Genomic DNA, 16,110 nt, shown 5'->3' with positions numbered 1-16,110 from the left:
CTCCCGAACTTAGTCAAAGAGGAATTGACAAGTAAAGAGGGAGCCCGCATTTATGCCAAACGCAAGGTGGATGTCGAACCTGTATTTGGTAGGATGAAGGGTGTTTTTGGCGTACGCAGAGTCCATGTCAGAGGTCAAAAAGTGGTTGAAACCGAGATAGGCTTCCTCCTAATGAGCATGAATCTAACGAAATTGGCTAAGAAATTAGTCCAAGATAATAGAGATAAAAAGAAAAACACAGACAGTACGGCTGGATTTCATCAGAAGCAGCTCAATCTGTCTGTGTTTTTTATTTACTGGCTAGTTTTTGCCCAGCCTCATTTCTTATCTTTAAAAATAAATAATTTACTCAAGAAATAGTTAAGTACGATGACCAGTACTTGTGAGAAGAGTGTTGCGATGGCGTTGACCAGTGAGATGTCATTATTGACGAATTGTCCAATCCATTGTGGGTAGGCTTGAACTAGCAAGTAAGCTAGAAACATATCCAAAACGAGTGTTGCGATACGTGCAGATACGAACTTAACCAGTCGTTGCCCCCAGCCTTCTCTGGCTTGTTTGAAAACGAACCGGTCATTGGTCCAGAAGGCAAAGAGAATAGCGACAGCATTTGCCAGAAGGGTAACCAGGAGAATGGAAGGGATGATTAGAAATAGTCCCATTCGAGTAACCATATAGACAAGGGTAGCTGCAACCCCTGCAATCAAATAAAGAATGACTTCATTATGTATGAGTTGATAAAATAGTTTTTTCATAAGAACTAGTCTATCATTTTTCTTTCATTTATGCTATACTAGACAACGTTGTTGAGAAAATCAATGACCCTTGGGGCTTGCTCACTTTACCCAAGCATATTTCAAGCATTTTGCTAAAGGAGAATTTTTATGAAAACATCTAAATGGACTGCCAAAGATATGGCAGAAATTGCTCTGGTTGCGGCTATCTATGTAGCCCTGACCTTGACACCGCCCTTGAATGCTATTTCCTTCGGGGCTATTCAGTTTCGCTTGTCAGAAATGCTCAATTTTTTGTCTTTTTATAATCGCAAGTATATCATCGCTGTGACTATCGGCTGTATGATTTCAAACTTGATAGGATTTGGGGTCATTGACCTCTTTGTAGGTGGATTTTCGACCCTTATCTTTGTTAGCCTTGGGGTTATCCTCTTTGAAAAATACAAGAATGACTATCTTTTTAGTGGCTTGTTTAATAAGGCATTCTTTTATTTCTCATTCTTTTTTGCGGCGACCATGTTTACCATCGCCTTGGAATTGAAAATCTTGTATGATTTGCCATTCTTCTTGACCTGGTTGACGACTGCTGGCGGAGAATTGTTGTCCTTGCTAGTTGGGGCTGTAGTGATTGATAAGTTATCGAAAAAAATCAATTTCGAGAGATAAGTTTCAGAGATAAGTTTCAGAGATAAATGTGAGCAGACACCTTCGGGTGTCTTTTTTACTTAATATTTTGTATTGGCTGACAAATAGGGTATACTGGAACTAGAAAATACAGGAGGTCTTTCTATGAAGACATATCATTTAGCAAATGGCGTGACCATTCCAAAAATTGGTTTTGGGACCTGGCAAATTCCTGACGGCGAAGAGGCTCATCGTTCGATTCTCTATGCCTTGGAAGCGGGCTACCGTCATATTGACACGGCTCAGATTTATGGCAATGAAGCCAGTGTCGGTCAGGCCATTGCGGACAGCAGTGTGGCACGGGAAGATATTTTTCTAACGACAAAAGTTTGGAATGACAAGATTGGCTATGAGGACACCTTGGCATCTGTTGAGGAGTCCATGAAGAAATTGCAGGTGGACTATTTGGACTTGCTTCTAATCCACTGGCCCAATCCCAAGGCGATTCGTGACGGCATCGGCTGGAAGGAGCGCAATGATCAGGTCTGGAAAGCCTTGGAAGAGCTCTACCGTTCAGGTAAGGTCAAAGCCATCGGTGTGTCGAACTTTATGGAACATCACCTGGAAGGCTTGTTGGAAACTGCTGAAATCACACCCATGGTCAACCAGATTATGTTGGCACCCGGTACTCCCCAGTCAGAATTAGTGGCCTACTGCAAAGCCAAAGGCATTCTCTTGGAGGCCTATAGCCCATTTGGTACAGGAACCCTTTTCCAAAGTCAAGAAGCAGCAGACTTAGCCAAAGAAGCAGGCTGTAGTGTTGCTCAATTGGCACTGGCTTGGTCCTTAGACAAAGGTTTCTTACCATTACCAAAATCAACTAGCCCAGAAAATATCCAGGCCAATTTGGATATTGATGACCTAGTCATTAGTCCAGAAGCCGTAGCCCAGTTGGACAAGCTTGCAGGTGTCAAAGGGTGGTTAGATCCTGATTTGGCAGCGTTTTAAGAAGAAAAGTGAAAGTATGTGTAGCTCACATGCTTTTTCTATTGTGGTAATTTACAACGCTTTCATGCTATAATAGTAGCTATGGAAGAAAAATATTTGAAAATTGCTCAGGAATTGGGCGTTAGTTTAAAACAGATTGATACGGTCTTGGCTTTGACTGCTGAAGGCAATACCATTCCCTTTATCGCTCGTTATCGGAAGGATGTGACGGGGAATTTAGATGAAGTGGTCATCAAGTCCATCATCGATCGGGATAAGGCCTTGACTGCCTTGGCTGAACGTAAGGCTACTGTCCTTGCCAAGATTGAAGAACAAGGCAAATTGACAGACCAACTCCGTCAGGCTATCGAGGAAGCGGAAAAGTTGGCAGATGTGGAAGAACTCTACCTGCCATATAAGGAAAAACGTCGGACCAAGGCAACGGTGGCGCGTGAGGCTGGACTCTTCCCACTGGCTCGCTTGATTTTGCAGAATGTGGCTGACTTGGAAGAGCAGGCTGCTGGTTTTATCTGTGAGGGCTTTGACACTGCCCAGGCTTGTTTGGCTGGTGCTGTGGATATTTTGGTCGAAGCGATCTCAGAAGACAATAAGCTTCGGGCCTGGGTCTACCATGAAGTACAAACCAATTCAAGCCTTACTTCTGAGCTAAAAGATCAAGAAGCAGATGAAAAAGAAGTCTTTCAGATTTATTACGATTTCTCTGAGAAAGTGGCAAAAATGCAGGGTTATAAGACCCTGGCCATCAATCGTGGGGAGAAATTAGGCGTTCTCAAGGTTTCTTTTGAACACAATGTGGATAAAATGATTCGCTTCTTTGAACTGCGTTTTCCACAGTCCAATAGCTACATCAAGGATGTCATTCAGCAGGCAATCAAGAAGAAAATTCTGCCTGCTATGGAGCGTCGCATTCGGACAGAATTGACGGAAGAAGCAGAAGAAGGAGCAATCCAGCTCTTCTCTAAAAACCTACGAAATCTGCTCCTTGTATCTCCCCTCAAAGGCAAGGTTGTTCTTGGTTTTGACCCTGCCTTTCGGACAGGGGCTAAGCTGGCAGTGGTAGACCAGACTGGAAAACTCTTGACGACCCAGGTCATCTATCCAGTTGAGCCGGCTGGTCAGCGTCAAATTGCCCAGGCCAAGAAAGACTTGGCAGACTTGATTGGGCAATACCAAGTGGAAATCATTGCTATCGGAAATGGGACGGCCAGCCGGGAATCCGAGGCCTTCGTCGCTGATTTGCTCAAGGATTTCCCAGAAGTTTCTTACGTCATCGTCAATGAAAGCGGAGCCTCTGTCTACTCAGCTTCTGAACTGGCTCGATATGAGTTCCCAGACCTCCCTGTGGAAAAACGCTCTGCCATTTCCATCGCCCGCCGTCTGCAAGACCCTCTGGCTGAGCTGGTCAAAATCGATCCCAAGTCGATTGGTGTCGGTCAGTATCAGCACGATGTCAACCAGAAAGCTCTGTCTGAAAGTCTGGACTTTGTGGTCGATACGGTTGTCAACCAGGTCGGGGTCAATGTCAATACGGCCAGTCCTGCCCTTTTGGCTCACGTGGCTGGTCTCAACAAGACCATTTCGGAGAACATAGTCAAGTACCGCGAGGAAAATGGTGCCCTGACCTCTCGTCAGCAACTTAAAAAGGTTCCTCGTCTGGGTGACAAGGCCTTTGAGCAGGCAGCTGGTTTCTTGCGCATCCCAGATGCGACTAACTTTTTGGACAATACTGGCGTGCACCCTGAGTCTTACAAGGCTGTGGAAAACCTGTTAGAACTTCTAGCTATTGACCACTTAGATGAAGCTGCGCAGGAAAAATTAAAGCAGGTGGCTATCGCAGATACGGCTGAAAAAATCGGTATCGGTCAGGAAACCTTGAAGGACATCATCGCAGACTTGCTCAAGCCAGGTCGTGATTTACGGGATGACTTTGAGGCACCAGTCCTCCGTCAAGATGTCTTGGATGTTAAGGACCTGGTAGTCGGACAGGAATTGCAAGGTACAGTCCGCAATATTGTGGACTTTGGAGCCTTTGTGGACATCGGTGTCCATGAAGATGGCTTGGTCCACATTTCACGCATGGTCAAGCGCAAACGGGATAAGAATGGACGCCAACAAGCCTTGCCTCATCCAAGTGAAGTCTTAGCCGTTGGGGAAATTGTAACGGTCTGGGTGGTTGAAGTGGACATCAAACGCAACCGTATCGGCCTTAGCCTTTTGAAACCAAATGGATCTGAATAAGTATGTGCAAGAAGTCTCCTTGCAAGACTTCGGTAAGGAATTTCGGCATGTAGCAATCTGGAACAAGCGATTACGCTCAACGGGTGGTCGCTTTTTTCCAAAAGATGGGCACTTGGATTTCAATCCCAAGCACTTGGAGGAGCAAGGCTTAGAAGTCTTTCGGAAGATTGTCCGCCACGAGCTCTGCCACTACCATCTCTACTTTGAGAAAAAAGGCTATCGGCACGGAGACAGGGACTTCAAGGAACTGTTAGCTGCGGTGGACGGCTTGCGCTATGCTCCCAAGCTGGAACAAGCTACCAAGCCTAGTCTGATTTATAGCTGTCAGTCCTGTGGACAAGCCTACCAGCGCAAGCGCCGCATTGACCTAAAAAAATACCGATGTGGCAAGTGTAGGGGTAAACTCACTTTGAAATAATAGAGAATCAGTCCTCGGGCTGATTTTTTTGTGGCGAAATATGATATACTAGTAGAGAATTGAGGTGAAATCATGGTACAACAACAGCAAGAACGATTGATTGAGCTTTATGAAAAAGGTATTTTGACCAAGGAAGAGGCTAGGGCTTGTTTTTTGAAATTTGAGGAACGCCCAGATGTGCTCTTTGTGGAGGAAAAAACTCGGACCGGCTTTACCTTGCCAAGTTTCAAGGTATTCGCTTCTTCAAAATTGAAGCAGGCTTATAGCTTTGAGGGGATTGAATCCTTATTTTTACAGCTATCAGAGGGACGACTGACCATGACCAAGTCAAAGTCTAATCAGGTCGGGGTTGAGATAGTCTACAATCAGGATGCTCCAGAGGACCAGTTACCTCGTATCTATGTGGAGAAACGTGGTCTGTACTTCAGTAGTAGTTTGCCTTGTCGGTTGACCATTAGCTTACCTCAGGAATGGATGTCCGTGCTGGACTTGGAGCTTGGTCAGGCAGATGCTCGTCTGGATTATGTGCCGTTTGAGGATATTTCCATCCGCAGTTCAAGGGATAAAAAACAACAGGATATTCGCTTGACAACCTGCGGTGGCTATCCACAGCATTTATCTGTTCAATTAAATCAGGCTCAAGTGACCCTCTACCCAGGAAAATCTCAAGGGATACAAGGGCAACTGATTTCTTCATCTGGTCAGGTTCTGGTCAATCGCAAGAAGAAAATCAGCCCCTACCAGTTTGAAAAAACGGGCAGTGATGTGCTCTTTGTAAAAGGGCAGACGGGGCAGGGCTGTTTCTATGTGAAAGGAATAAAAGATGTCAATTGATTTGTATAAAGTAAGACAAGGCAAAGTTTTATCAGGTGTCCTTGCAGGGTTGGCCCATAAACTAGGTTGGGAAGCATGGGTGATGCGTGTGCTCTTCCTTGCTGCTCTATTTTTAGGAAAAACATCTCTGCTGACCCTGGCTCTCTATGTCGCAGGAGCCTATTTTCTACCCTATAAAGAAGATCAGGATGCGGAACGCTATGGGACTGGTCCGCGTAAGATAAAAGATGCAGAGAAAATAAAACAATCTTGGTTTGAATAAGAAATAGATTTGTAAGTCTCAGTTCGGAATTTAGTTTGCATCAATTTCCGGTTATAGATAATGAAAAGTACCCTAGAAAACGGATAGTATAGAAAGTTTCTAGGGGCTCTTTATTTTTCTGGACATAGACATCGACCCCATAGTTGGTATAAACTGTTTCATTTTCTGAAAAGGATTTTCTGTGGTATAATAGGAAAAATATTTGATGAGGTAGAGAGATGACCAAGACGCCATTTGTCAGTAAAGAAGTTTTAGAAACCATTACGGAGCAATTTCCGACACCCTTTCATTTGTATGATGAAAAAGGTATTCGTGAGAAGGCCCGTGCCCTCAATGCGGCTTTTTCATGGAACAAGGGCTTTAAGGAATATTTTGCGGTCAAGGCGACTCCGACTCCAGCTATTTTAAAAATTCTTCAAGAAGAAGGCTGTGGAGTGGACTGTGCAACGGATGTAGAAGTGCTCATGAGTGAGAAATTGGGCTTTACAGACATCATGTTTACATCCAATGATACCCAAGCGCAAGAATTTGTCTATGCCAGAAAAGTTGGGGCGACCATTAACCTTGATGCTTACGAACATATTGAATTTTTGAAAAATGTTGCTGGAATCCCAGAAACGGTCTGCCTCCGTTACAATCCAGGTGGGGTCTTCTCGCTGGGAACGGATATTATGGACCACCCAGAAGAGTCTAAATTTGGGATGACCAAGGACCAGTTGATGAAAGGCTATAAGGAACTAAAAGAGCTTGGTGTAAAGGAATTTGGTATCCATGCCTTTCTGGCCTCAAACACTGTGACCAATGATTACTACCCTGTCTTAGCTCGCCAACTCTTTGAATTGGCCTTGGAAATCCGTGAGGAAACAGGTGTGACCTTGGACTTTATCAACCTGTCAGGTGGGATTGGTGTCAACTATCGTCCTGAACAAGAACCGAATGACATTGCTGTCATTGGTGAGGGGGTTCGTAAGGCCTATGAGGAAATTCTCACGCCAGCAGGTATGGGCCATGTCAAAATCTTTACAGAATTGGGTCGCTTTATGTTGGCGCCACATGGTTACTTGATTACCAAAGTGCTTCACCGTAAGGAGACCTATCGGACTTATGTCGGTGTCGATGCATCAGCTGCCAACCTCATGCGCCCAGCCTTCTATGGCGCCTACCACCATATCACCAATATTACGCACCCAGATGCGCCAATCGAAGTGGTGGATGTGGTAGGTTCTCTCTGCGAGAACAACGACAAGTTTGCAGTCAATCGGGAATTACCACGGGCAGAAGTAGGTGATACGCTGATTATTCATGACAGTGGAGCCCACGGATTCTCCATGGGTTACAATTACAACGGTCGTTTGCGTTCTTCTGAAATTCTTTTGCAGGAAGATGGTACAGCTCGTATGATTCGTCGTGCTGAAACTCCTGAGGATTATTTCGCAACCATTTACGGTTTTGATTTTGACAGGTAAGTCTTGGAAAAGCTTGGGGAATTTGGTATAATAGATTCATTAAGAGATTGTCGCAGGGCAATTCCGAATGAATTATTTTTAGAAGAGTCAGGAGATTGATATGCAATTAGGTATCGGTTTAGTAATTGTTTTGGTGCTTGTGGCACTTGCAGGTGGTGTAGCCTTGGGGATTTACTTGTCACGCAAACAAGTGGAAAACTATATTGCTGATAAGCCAGTTTTGGATGAAAATGCCTTGCGCTTGATGATGAGCCAAATGGGTCAAAAACCAAGCGAAGCAAAAGTACAACAAGTACTTCGCCAAATCAAGAGCCAGCAAAAAGCAGCAAGCAAGAAAAAATAAGCGACATGGGACTGGGATATTCTTTCCCATTCCCTTTTTTTGAGTAAGAAAGAAAGGTTAGTCAGACTTCTGGCTATTCTGAGCAGTATGGATAATAGACCTATAGGATTTTTAGATTCAGGTGTGGGTGGTTTGACGGTTGTGCGTGAACTCATGCGTCAATTACCCCATGAAGAAATCGTTTATATCGGAGATTCTGCACGAGCTCCTTACGGTCCTAGACCAGCTGAACAAATCAGAGAATATACTTGGGAATTGGTGCGCTTCTTATTGACAAAAAATGTCAAAATGATTGTCCTTGCCTGTAATACAGCTACAGCAATTGTCTTGGATGAAATCAAGGAATCTCTAGATATTCCCGTTTTGGGAGTTATCTTGCCAGGTGCCTCCGCAGCCATCAAGGCGACAAGGAATGGGAAGATTGGGGTTTTAGGAACCGCTATGACCATCCAATCGGATATTTACAGACAAAAGATACAGGCTCTCTCTCCTGGGATACAGGTAGAAAGCTTGGCTTGTCCCAAGTTTGTCCCTTTGGTAGAGTCCAATGGACATCAATCTAGTTTGGCAAAGAAAGTTGTCTATGATAGTCTGCGTCCCTTGGTCGGTCAGGTAGATACGCTGGTTTTGGGCTGTACCCATTACCCCCTGCTCCGCCCCATTATTCAGAATGCCATGGGCAAGGATGTCAAGTTGATTGACAGTGGAGCAGAGTGCGCACGGGATATTTCGGTTTTGTTGAATTATTTCGAAATCAACCGAAGTCGTACCGAAAAGGATGTTCAGCACCGTTTTTACACAACAGCTAGCCCAGCAGCTTTCAAGGAAATTGCTGAAAGCTGGATGGGCATTGATATTTATGTGGAGCATGTAGAACTATGACTGACAAGATATACGAATACAGAGATGAACATAACTGGTTTATCGGAAAGGCTAGCTTTGCCAACCTATTTAGTTCCTTTGGAGAAACTGGCAGAGAACAAGAAATTTACCAGATTGGCCAACTATTTGACAAACTGATTGCTGGTAATTATGAAGATGAGAATTTCAACCAGTGTGTCAATATTGAGGTGATTAAACTTCAGTCTGACTTTGCCCTCTTCCAGTTTGCCTGTGATGTTTTGAATGAGTTAAACAATAGACAGTTCAAGGCCCTCCAACACCAAGGGGCTATTCTGGTAACAGAGAATGACAAGCTTCTCTTGGTTCATCTGCCAAAAGATGGTGTGGCTATGTCTGATTTCTTCGGTCAAGACAAGGGGTTGGCAAGCGTGGGAGATACCATCTTGATTGCCACTAAAAATGAAGGTAAGACCAAGGAATTCCGTAAGTTTTTTGATCGGTTTGGTTACCAGGTCGAGAACCTCAACAACTATCCTGACCTGCCAGATGTAGCAGAAACAGGGATGACTTTTGAAGAAAATGCACGGCTCAAGGCTGAAACCATAGCAGAGCTGACAGGCAAGATGGTCTTGGCAGATGATTCAGGCTTGAAGGTTGATGCTTTAGGTGGCCTGCCAGGAGTTTGGTCTGCCCGTTTTTCAGGTCCAGACGCCACAGATGAGCTCAATAATGCCAAGCTCTTGCACGAGTTGGCCATGGTCTTCGACCTAAAAAATCGCTCTGCTCAATTCCATTGTACTCTGGTCATGGCAGCACCAAATCGTGAGAGTTTGGTGGTCGAAGCGGACTGGGAAGGCTTTATCGGTATGGAACTTCGTGGGGAAAACGGGTTTGGATATGATCCACTTTTCCTCGTCGGTGAAACAGGCAAGACATCGGCAGAATTGACCTTGGAAGAAAAAAATAAGATTTCCCATCGTGCACAAGCACTAGAAAAATTAGTGGAGGCATTTCCAGTATGGCAGGAGCAAGCAAAACAATCCTAGTCATGAGTGATTCTCATGGGGATAGACAGATTGTAGAAGAGATTAAAAACCATTATCTTGGCAAGGTAGACGCTATCTTTCACAATGGCGATTCAGAGCTAGATAGTCAAGACAGTCTCTGGGAGGGCATTCAAGTGGTCAATGGCAACTGCGACTACTTTGGTGGCTACCCTGACCAGCTCATTACCCGATTGGGTGATGTGACCATTGCCCAGACCCATGGTCATCTCTATGGTATTAACTACGGCTGGCAACGCTTGGACTACTGGGCTCAGGAAGTGGATGCGGATATTTGCTTGTATGGGCATCTGCATGTGCCAGATGCAGAAGTACGTGGCAAGACCCTCTTCCTCAATCCAGGTTCCGTCAGCCAACCTCGTGGCTTGGTCAGAGAATGCCTTTATGCCCTTGTCACCATATATGAAGACCGTTTCCATGTGGACTACTATAACCGTCACCATCAACTTTTCCCAGCATTGACAAAGGATATTTCACGATGATTGCACGAGAATTTGAAGCTTTTTTACTGGATCAAGAAGAAACTTTCCTGACACCAGCAGATAAATTGGCTGTTATCATTGATACCCATAATATTGACCATGCCAAGCTGTTACTCAGCCACATGACCTATTCACGCGTGCCCGTGGTGACAGAAGATGGTCGTTTCTTCGGTACCATTGGCTTGACGGAGATTATCAAGTACCAGGCTGAGCATGAGTTATCAGATGATGAATTGAACAGAGATATTTCCTTGATTGCTAAGACAGACGAGGAGACGGTTGGCTTGGATTATGACTTGACAGAAGTCATGCGCAAGCTAGTCGACCAATCCTTCCTACCAGTTCTAAGGGAAAACAAGGAATTTCTAGGCATTATTACCCGTAAATCCATTCTCAAAGCCATCAATGCCCTTCTACATAATTTTCCTTTGTCATCAAAAGAAGGTAAGAAATGAAGCAGGCCATAGAAGCGTTTATCCAGAGCAAAAAGGTCAGTGTCAACAGCCAAAAATCCTATACCTATGACCTGCAGCAATTTGTGGAGCTGACCAAGGGGGACATCAACCAGCAGTCGTTACTGGTCTATCAGCAGTCCCTTTTAGCATTAAAACCTGCTGCTCAGAAGAGAAAGCTCTCAACGGTCAATCAATTTCTCTACTTTCTCTATGAAAGAGGTCGCTTGGACAGGTTTTACAAACTACAGGCTCTGACAGGTCCAGCCAGTGTCAAAAAAAAGCTGGAGCGTGAGGATCTTTCTCTCCTCTTTCAAGACAGTCCTTGGCTTGAAGGGCAGCTGATTGCTCTTTTAATTGCCTTACTAGGGCTGACGCCGAGCGAAATAGCAGAGCTGACTAGCCAGCAGGTCAATCTGGATTTTCAAGTCCTGACAGTTGAGAAAGGGGCGACTAAGCGCGTCCTCACCTTGCCCAAGGAATTACTTGTTTATTTGGAAGGGCATTTGACTGGAATGTATGTCTTTGACAAAAAAGGGCAGACCTATTCTCGTCAATGGTTTTTCAATCGTCTGACGGAGTTTGTCCAGTCTATTGGCAAGCCTGATTGGACAGCCCAAAAATTACGAGAACAGTACATTCTGAGCCAGATAGATGAGGGCAAATCCTTGGACCAAATCGCCAAGCAGTTGGGACTAAAAACAAGCATGAGTTTGGAAAAATTTAGATAATGGATATAAAATTAAAAGATTTTGAAGGACCTCTGGATCTCTTGCTTCACCTGGTGTCCAAATATCAAATGGATATTTACGAGGTTCCAATTACAGAGGTCATTGAGCAATACCTAGCCTACATTGCGACCTTACAGGCCATGCGTTTGGAGGTGGCAGGAGAGTATATGGTCATGGCCAGTCAGTTGATGGTCATCAAAAGCCGTAGGCTCTTACCAAAAGTTGTCGAGCAGATAGACCCCGAAGATGACCCAGAAATGGACCTCTTGGACCAGTTGGAGGAATACCGCAAGTTCAAACTTCTTAGTGAAAAAATGGGGGAACAGCATGATGAACGGGCCAACTATTTTTCAAAACCCAAGCTGGACTTAATCTATGAAGATGTTCAGCTAGCCAAAGACAAGACAGTCATTGATATTTTCCTGGCTTTTTCTAAGGTCATGGCTGAAAAGCAGGCCAGTCTCCGTCAGTCCCATGCGACCATTGCCCGTGATGAATATAAAATCGAAGACATGATGGACTTTGTCCGCAGTCGTTTTCAAACGAGTTCACGGATTGAACTGGGCCAGCTCTTTAAGGAGAGCCAGGACATCAATGAGGTCATTACCATTTTTCTGGCAACCTTGGAACTGGTCAAGGTCCATGAGATTGTCTTGGAACAGGCAGAAACCTTTGGAGATATTTATCTAGTAAGGAGTGAACATGAATCGCTTAGCTGAAATCGAAGTCCTGCTCTTTGTAGCAGGTGAGGATGGCTTGAGCTTACGCAATTTGGCAGAGATGCTGGAATTGCAGCCCACAGCTGTCAGCCAGCAATTAGAAAAACTCAATGAAAAATATATGGCCGACAAGGCATCAGGCCTCGCTCTCTTAGAATCTTCCAACCGCTACAAGTTGGTCACTAAGAAAGAGTATGCCGACCTTTTGCGGATTTATGCCAAGACACCCATCAACCAGACCATGTCCAGAGCTCTTTTGGAAACCTTGTCGATTGTTGCCTACAAACAGCCTATTACACGGATTGAAGTCGATGAGATTCGTGGGGTCAATTCCAGCGGTGCCATTAGTAAGTTACAGGCCTTTGACCTTATTCGTGAGAATGGGAAGAAAGAGGTTCTTGGTAGACCCAATCTCTATGTCACGACGGAGTATTTCCTGGATTACATGGGGATCAACAGCCTAGAAGAATTGCCAGATGTGTCTGAAATCGACTTGGTTGAGCAAGAAACTGAGCTATTCATAGAAAGAAATGAGTTAGAAGATGAGAATTAACAAATACATTGCCCACGCTGGAGTTGCCAGTCGTCGTAAGGCAGAAGAATTGATTAAGCAAGGCTTGGTAACTGTTAATGGTCAAGTTGTTCGCGAATTGGCAACGACCATTAAGTCAGGCGATAAGGTAGAAGTGGAAGGCCAGCCGATTTACAACGAGGAGAAAGTGTATTACCTACTCCATAAGCCAAAAGGTGTTATTTCCAGTGTGTCAGACGACAAGGGAAGAAAGACGGTTGTGGATTTGTTGCCAACGGTCAAAGAACGGATTTATCCTGTTGGTCGTTTGGACTGGGATACTTCAGGTGTCCTGATTTTGACCAATGACGGTGATTTTACGGATGAGATGATCCACCCTCGTAATGAGATTGATAAGGTGTACTTGGCGCGTGTCAAAGGGGTTGCCAACAAGGATGTTTTGCGTCCCTTGACCCGTGGTGTTGTCATTGATGGCAAGAAAACCAAACCAGCTGTTTACGAGATCATCAAGGTAGACCCTGTTAAAAATCGTTCTGTGGTCGAGTTGACCATCCATGAGGGACGTAATCACCAGGTTAAGAAGATGTTTGAAGCAGTTGGTTTACAGGTGGACAAACTCTCTCGTACCCGTTTTGGGAATTTGGACTTGACTGGTTTACGCCCAGGAGAATACCGCAAGCTCAATGAGAAAGACATCAGCAAACTGCATACCTTGGCTGTTACCAAGCCTGTGAAAAAATAATGACGAGACTATTAATCGGCTTGGTCCGATTCTATCAGAAATTTATTTCTCCCCTATTTCCGCCCACCTGTCGCTATCAGCCGACATGTTCCACTTATATGATCGAGGCCTTACAAAAACATGGTCTCAAGGGCTTTTTGATGGGCTTGGCTCGCATTGGGCGTTGTCATCCCTTTGTGGAGGGTGGAGAAGACCTTGTTCCAGACAGGTTTAGTTTGAAACGAAACAAACAGAAGTAGGGCAACCTACTTTTTCTTTTGAATATTTATACAAAATCAATTGAAGTTTGTTTTATATCTATCAATTTTTAAAACTATTCAATCAAAAAGATAAGAAATAACGAATATTTTTGTGAAATTTATTGCATAATTATTCTTAGTTGTGTTATACTATAAAAAAATAAAAGGAGTTAGAATATGAAAAAAATGAAGAAATTTGCTCTTGCAGGGGTTAGCTTGCTTTCCCTAGCAATCTTAGCAGCTTGTCAAAGTAAAGAAAGCACGAGCTCAATTGATTTATCTTTTGAGTCTGAAGTGACCCATGAGGGTCAGGCAATCAGTGGCGGGCAGTTTAAGTATGCCTTGGTTGCATCTGCACCATCCACGGGTATTTTGTTAGATGAGCTTGCTCAGACGGGAGTGGATGCTCCGTTTGCCTCTATGGTTGATATTTCTATGTTTGGCTATAATGCAGACCGTAAATTGGATGATTCAGGACTTGCCAAGGCTGAATTTGATGTGGATGCCAAAACTGTCACAGTTCGTTTGACAGGCAAGGATTACAAGTGGTCAGATGGTCAGCCATTTACTATCGATGACTATATTTTTACTATTGAACAATTGGCTAGTCCTGATTATACTGGCGTCCGTGCTGATACAACCTACACCAATATTGTTGGTTTTGAAGAACTACAGGCAGGAACAGCTAGTGAAATTTCCGGTGTCAAGAAAGTTGACGACTATACAGTTGTTCTGACTGTCAAAGAGATGTCGCCTTCTATGATGTATGCAGGTGGTGGAGTTCCTGAATTGGTTATGCCCAAGCATATTTTCAAGGATATTGCGGTCAAAGATTGGGAATCAAGTGAATATGCTCGTACTGCCAAAGTTGTTGGGATGGGACCTTACAAGGTCGAGGAAATTGTCAGCGGCGAATCAGTTACCTATGTACCAAATGAATATTACTTCAAAGGAAAAGTCAAACTAGATAGTTACAAGATTGATATCGTTTCTCCAGACACCATCGTTTCTGAGATGAAAGCAGGAAACTATGATTTGGCTGAAATGCCAACCGACCAATACGAAGCCTACAAAGACCTTACAAATATTACTTTGCTTGGTAGTCTAGATGGTATCTACAACTATATCGGTTTTAATCTTGGGACATACGATGAAGCAAGTGGTAAGAACGTGACCAATCCAGATGCAAAAATGAACAATGCCAAATTGCGTCAGGCTATGGGCTATGCCTTGGATAATGCTGCTATCGGCGAAAAATTATACAATGGCTTGTATCACCCAACCAACTCACTCATCATTTCCTTCTTTGGCGATGTACATGATGCTGACTTAGCAGGTTATAGCTATGACCCTGAAAAAGCTAAACAATTGCTAGATGAAGCTGGTTACAAGGATGTCGACGGTGATGGAATCCGTGAAGATGCCAATGGCAAACCGCTGAAGATCAGTGTCGCTGCTCAGAAATCAACTGAAACGCAGGAAACCATGGTGCAACAATACTTGACATGGTGGAAGGAAATTGGTCTGAATGTGGAGCTTTACACTGGAAGAACCATCGAATACAACACCTTCTATGAATCCATTGCAGCCAACGACGAGGGAATTGATGTTTACCTTGCAGCTTGGATTGCTGGTCTAGATCCGGATCCAACTTCATTGTGGGGACCTGAAGCTATGTACAACTATACTCGATTTGTTTCTGATGAGAATACAGCTCTCTTAAACAAGATTGCTTCTGCGGAATCATTTGATGAAGCGAAGAACATTGCGAATTACAAGGCTTGGCAAGAATATGCCTTTGAGCAAGCATTTGCTATTCCAACCCTCGAACGTGAAAGTATTACTGCCGTAAACAAACGGGTTAAATACTATGACGTTTTCATCGGTTCGGACAGCAAGTCAAGTCCTGAAAAGATTGAATTGACAGCTGAAAAAGGTGTTGCTGCAAAATAGGTTGAAATCTATAATCCGATTGTTGTAATAGAAAATAGGGAAATCATTGTTTAAAAGGACTCCAAAACCTCCTGAGGTTGAGTATCGTGAAGCAGTGGATTGTAATGTTATTATGGTTAGTCATTCGTAAATTATACTCTTCGAAAATCAAAATCAGACGTTGTTGACTTGATTTGATGAACTTCAGTTCTATCTGCATCTGCGTCGCCTAGTCTGTTTTTGATTTTCATTGAGTATTAGTTCCCAATGTCATAGTGTTTTTAAAATTAGTAATCGCCTTTATTTTTTGGGGAGTCGTAACCATTTTTGATGTTCAGTCAGTATCAAGGTGGACAACCGGTGAAGTTGATGTTATTAAGGGGTAGAATAGTTTGGAGTCTAGTAGGAGGTTTAACCCTCTCAACTTCCTTGTTGCTTTGGGTCAAA

19 protein-coding genes, 1 pseudogene and 1 riboswitch are annotated in these 16,110 nt (G+C 43.9%); of the genes and pseudogenes, 19 read left to right on the top strand and 1 reads right to left on the bottom strand.

Annotated elements, in window-relative coordinates; all coding sequences use genetic code 11:
* Positions 1-208: pseudogene (locus tag C1G57_RS08580) on the top strand (transposase); the annotation flags it as partial.
* A 109-nt stretch (positions 209-317) separates the two neighbouring features.
* On the opposite strand, the gene C1G57_RS08575 reads toward C1G57_RS08580, so the two are convergent.
* Positions 318-755, bottom strand: coding sequence for a GtrA family protein (locus C1G57_RS08575; RefSeq protein WP_105114566.1), 438 nt, complete (start codon positions 753-755; stop codon positions 318-320).
* Between the two features lie 29 nt (positions 756-784).
* Positions 785-887: riboswitch (PreQ1 riboswitch) on the top strand.
* Here C1G57_RS08575 and C1G57_RS08570 point away from each other — a divergent pair.
* The 18 genes from C1G57_RS08570 to C1G57_RS08485 all read left to right on the top strand — a co-directional run bounded on the left by C1G57_RS08570 (position 885) and on the right by C1G57_RS08485 (position 15,684).
* Positions 885-1,400 (top strand): QueT transporter family protein, encoded by a 516-nt coding sequence (locus C1G57_RS08570; protein WP_105114565.1) that lies wholly within the window; start codon positions 885-887, stop codon positions 1,398-1,400. It overlaps the preceding riboswitch by 3 nt.
* Before the next feature lie 123 nt (positions 1,401-1,523).
* A complete protein-coding gene (locus C1G57_RS08565; protein ID WP_105114564.1) occupies positions 1,524-2,366 on the top strand; it encodes an aldo/keto reductase in 843 nt (280 codons plus the stop codon).
* A gap of 81 nt (positions 2,367-2,447) precedes the next feature.
* Positions 2,448-4,604: a Tex family protein gene (locus tag C1G57_RS08560; RefSeq protein ID WP_105114563.1), complete on the top strand. Its 2,157-nt coding sequence runs from the start codon at positions 2,448-2,450 to the stop codon at positions 4,602-4,604.
* The gene (locus C1G57_RS08555; RefSeq protein ID WP_105114562.1) at positions 4,591-5,022 is read left to right on the top strand and encodes a SprT family protein; all 432 of its coding nucleotides are present in this window, start codon (positions 4,591-4,593) and stop codon (positions 5,020-5,022) included. Before C1G57_RS08560 ends, C1G57_RS08555 begins: the two co-directional genes overlap by 14 nt.
* A gap of 72 nt (positions 5,023-5,094) precedes the next feature.
* On the top strand, positions 5,095-5,856 hold the full coding sequence (locus C1G57_RS08550) for a hypothetical protein (RefSeq protein WP_105114561.1): 762 nt from the start codon (positions 5,095-5,097) through the stop codon (positions 5,854-5,856).
* Positions 5,846-6,118, top strand: a complete 273-nt coding sequence (locus C1G57_RS08545; RefSeq protein ID WP_105114560.1) for a PspC domain-containing protein — start codon at positions 5,846-5,848, stop codon at positions 6,116-6,118. Before C1G57_RS08550 ends, C1G57_RS08545 begins: the two co-directional genes overlap by 11 nt.
* A gap of 218 nt (positions 6,119-6,336) precedes the next feature.
* The gene (locus C1G57_RS08540) at positions 6,337-7,584 is read left to right on the top strand and encodes a diaminopimelate decarboxylase (protein WP_105114559.1); all 1,248 of its coding nucleotides are present in this window, start codon (positions 6,337-6,339) and stop codon (positions 7,582-7,584) included.
* 100 nt (positions 7,585-7,684) lie between these two features.
* The gene (locus tag C1G57_RS08535) at positions 7,685-7,927 is read left to right on the top strand and encodes a YneF family protein (protein WP_105114558.1); all 243 of its coding nucleotides are present in this window, start codon (positions 7,685-7,687) and stop codon (positions 7,925-7,927) included.
* 87 nt (positions 7,928-8,014) lie between these two features.
* A complete protein-coding gene (gene racE / locus C1G57_RS08530) occupies positions 8,015-8,809 on the top strand; it encodes a glutamate racemase (protein WP_105114557.1) in 795 nt (264 codons plus the stop codon).
* Entirely contained in the window at positions 8,806-9,816 is a 1,011-nt protein-coding gene (locus C1G57_RS08525; protein WP_105114556.1) for a nucleoside-triphosphate diphosphatase, read from the top strand. Before racE ends, C1G57_RS08525 begins: the two co-directional genes overlap by 4 nt.
* Entirely contained in the window at positions 9,789-10,316 is a 528-nt protein-coding gene (locus C1G57_RS08520; RefSeq protein WP_105114555.1) for a metallophosphoesterase, read from the top strand. Before C1G57_RS08525 ends, C1G57_RS08520 begins: the two co-directional genes overlap by 28 nt.
* A complete protein-coding gene (gene cbpB, locus C1G57_RS08515; protein WP_105114554.1) occupies positions 10,313-10,771 on the top strand; it encodes a cyclic-di-AMP-binding protein CbpB in 459 nt (152 codons plus the stop codon). Before C1G57_RS08520 ends, cbpB begins: the two co-directional genes overlap by 4 nt.
* Entirely contained in the window at positions 10,768-11,499 is a 732-nt protein-coding gene (gene xerD / locus C1G57_RS08510; protein ID WP_105114553.1) for a site-specific tyrosine recombinase XerD, read from the top strand. Before cbpB ends, xerD begins: the two co-directional genes overlap by 4 nt.
* A complete protein-coding gene (locus tag C1G57_RS08505) occupies positions 11,499-12,218 on the top strand; it encodes a segregation/condensation protein A (RefSeq protein ID WP_105114552.1) in 720 nt (239 codons plus the stop codon). Before xerD ends, C1G57_RS08505 begins: the two co-directional genes overlap by 1 nt.
* Positions 12,202-12,771 (top strand): SMC-Scp complex subunit ScpB, encoded by a 570-nt coding sequence (gene scpB / locus C1G57_RS08500; protein WP_105114551.1) that lies wholly within the window; start codon positions 12,202-12,204, stop codon positions 12,769-12,771. The genes C1G57_RS08505 and scpB overlap by 17 nt, the downstream gene beginning before the upstream one ends.
* Positions 12,761-13,492 (top strand): pseudouridine synthase, encoded by a 732-nt coding sequence (locus C1G57_RS08495; protein ID WP_105114550.1) that lies wholly within the window; start codon positions 12,761-12,763, stop codon positions 13,490-13,492. The genes scpB and C1G57_RS08495 overlap by 11 nt, the downstream gene beginning before the upstream one ends.
* On the top strand, positions 13,492-13,731 hold the full coding sequence (gene yidD / locus C1G57_RS08490; RefSeq protein WP_105114549.1) for a membrane protein insertion efficiency factor YidD: 240 nt from the start codon (positions 13,492-13,494) through the stop codon (positions 13,729-13,731). The genes C1G57_RS08495 and yidD overlap by 1 nt, the downstream gene beginning before the upstream one ends.
* Before the next feature lie 177 nt (positions 13,732-13,908).
* Positions 13,909-15,684 carry an oligopeptide ABC transporter substrate-binding protein gene (locus C1G57_RS08485; RefSeq protein WP_105114548.1) on the top strand — a complete coding sequence of 592 codons (1,776 nt, stop codon included), beginning with the start codon at positions 13,909-13,911 and terminating at the stop codon, positions 15,682-15,684.
* Positions 15,685-16,110: the final 426 nt, after the last annotated feature.

Source organism: Streptococcus suis, assembly GCF_002960425.1.
Lineage (GTDB): Bacteria > Bacillota > Bacilli > Lactobacillales > Streptococcaceae > Streptococcus > Streptococcus suis_S.
The sequence above is the reverse complement of the archived record's forward strand: the minus strand, read 5'-3'. Positions and strand labels throughout refer to the sequence as shown.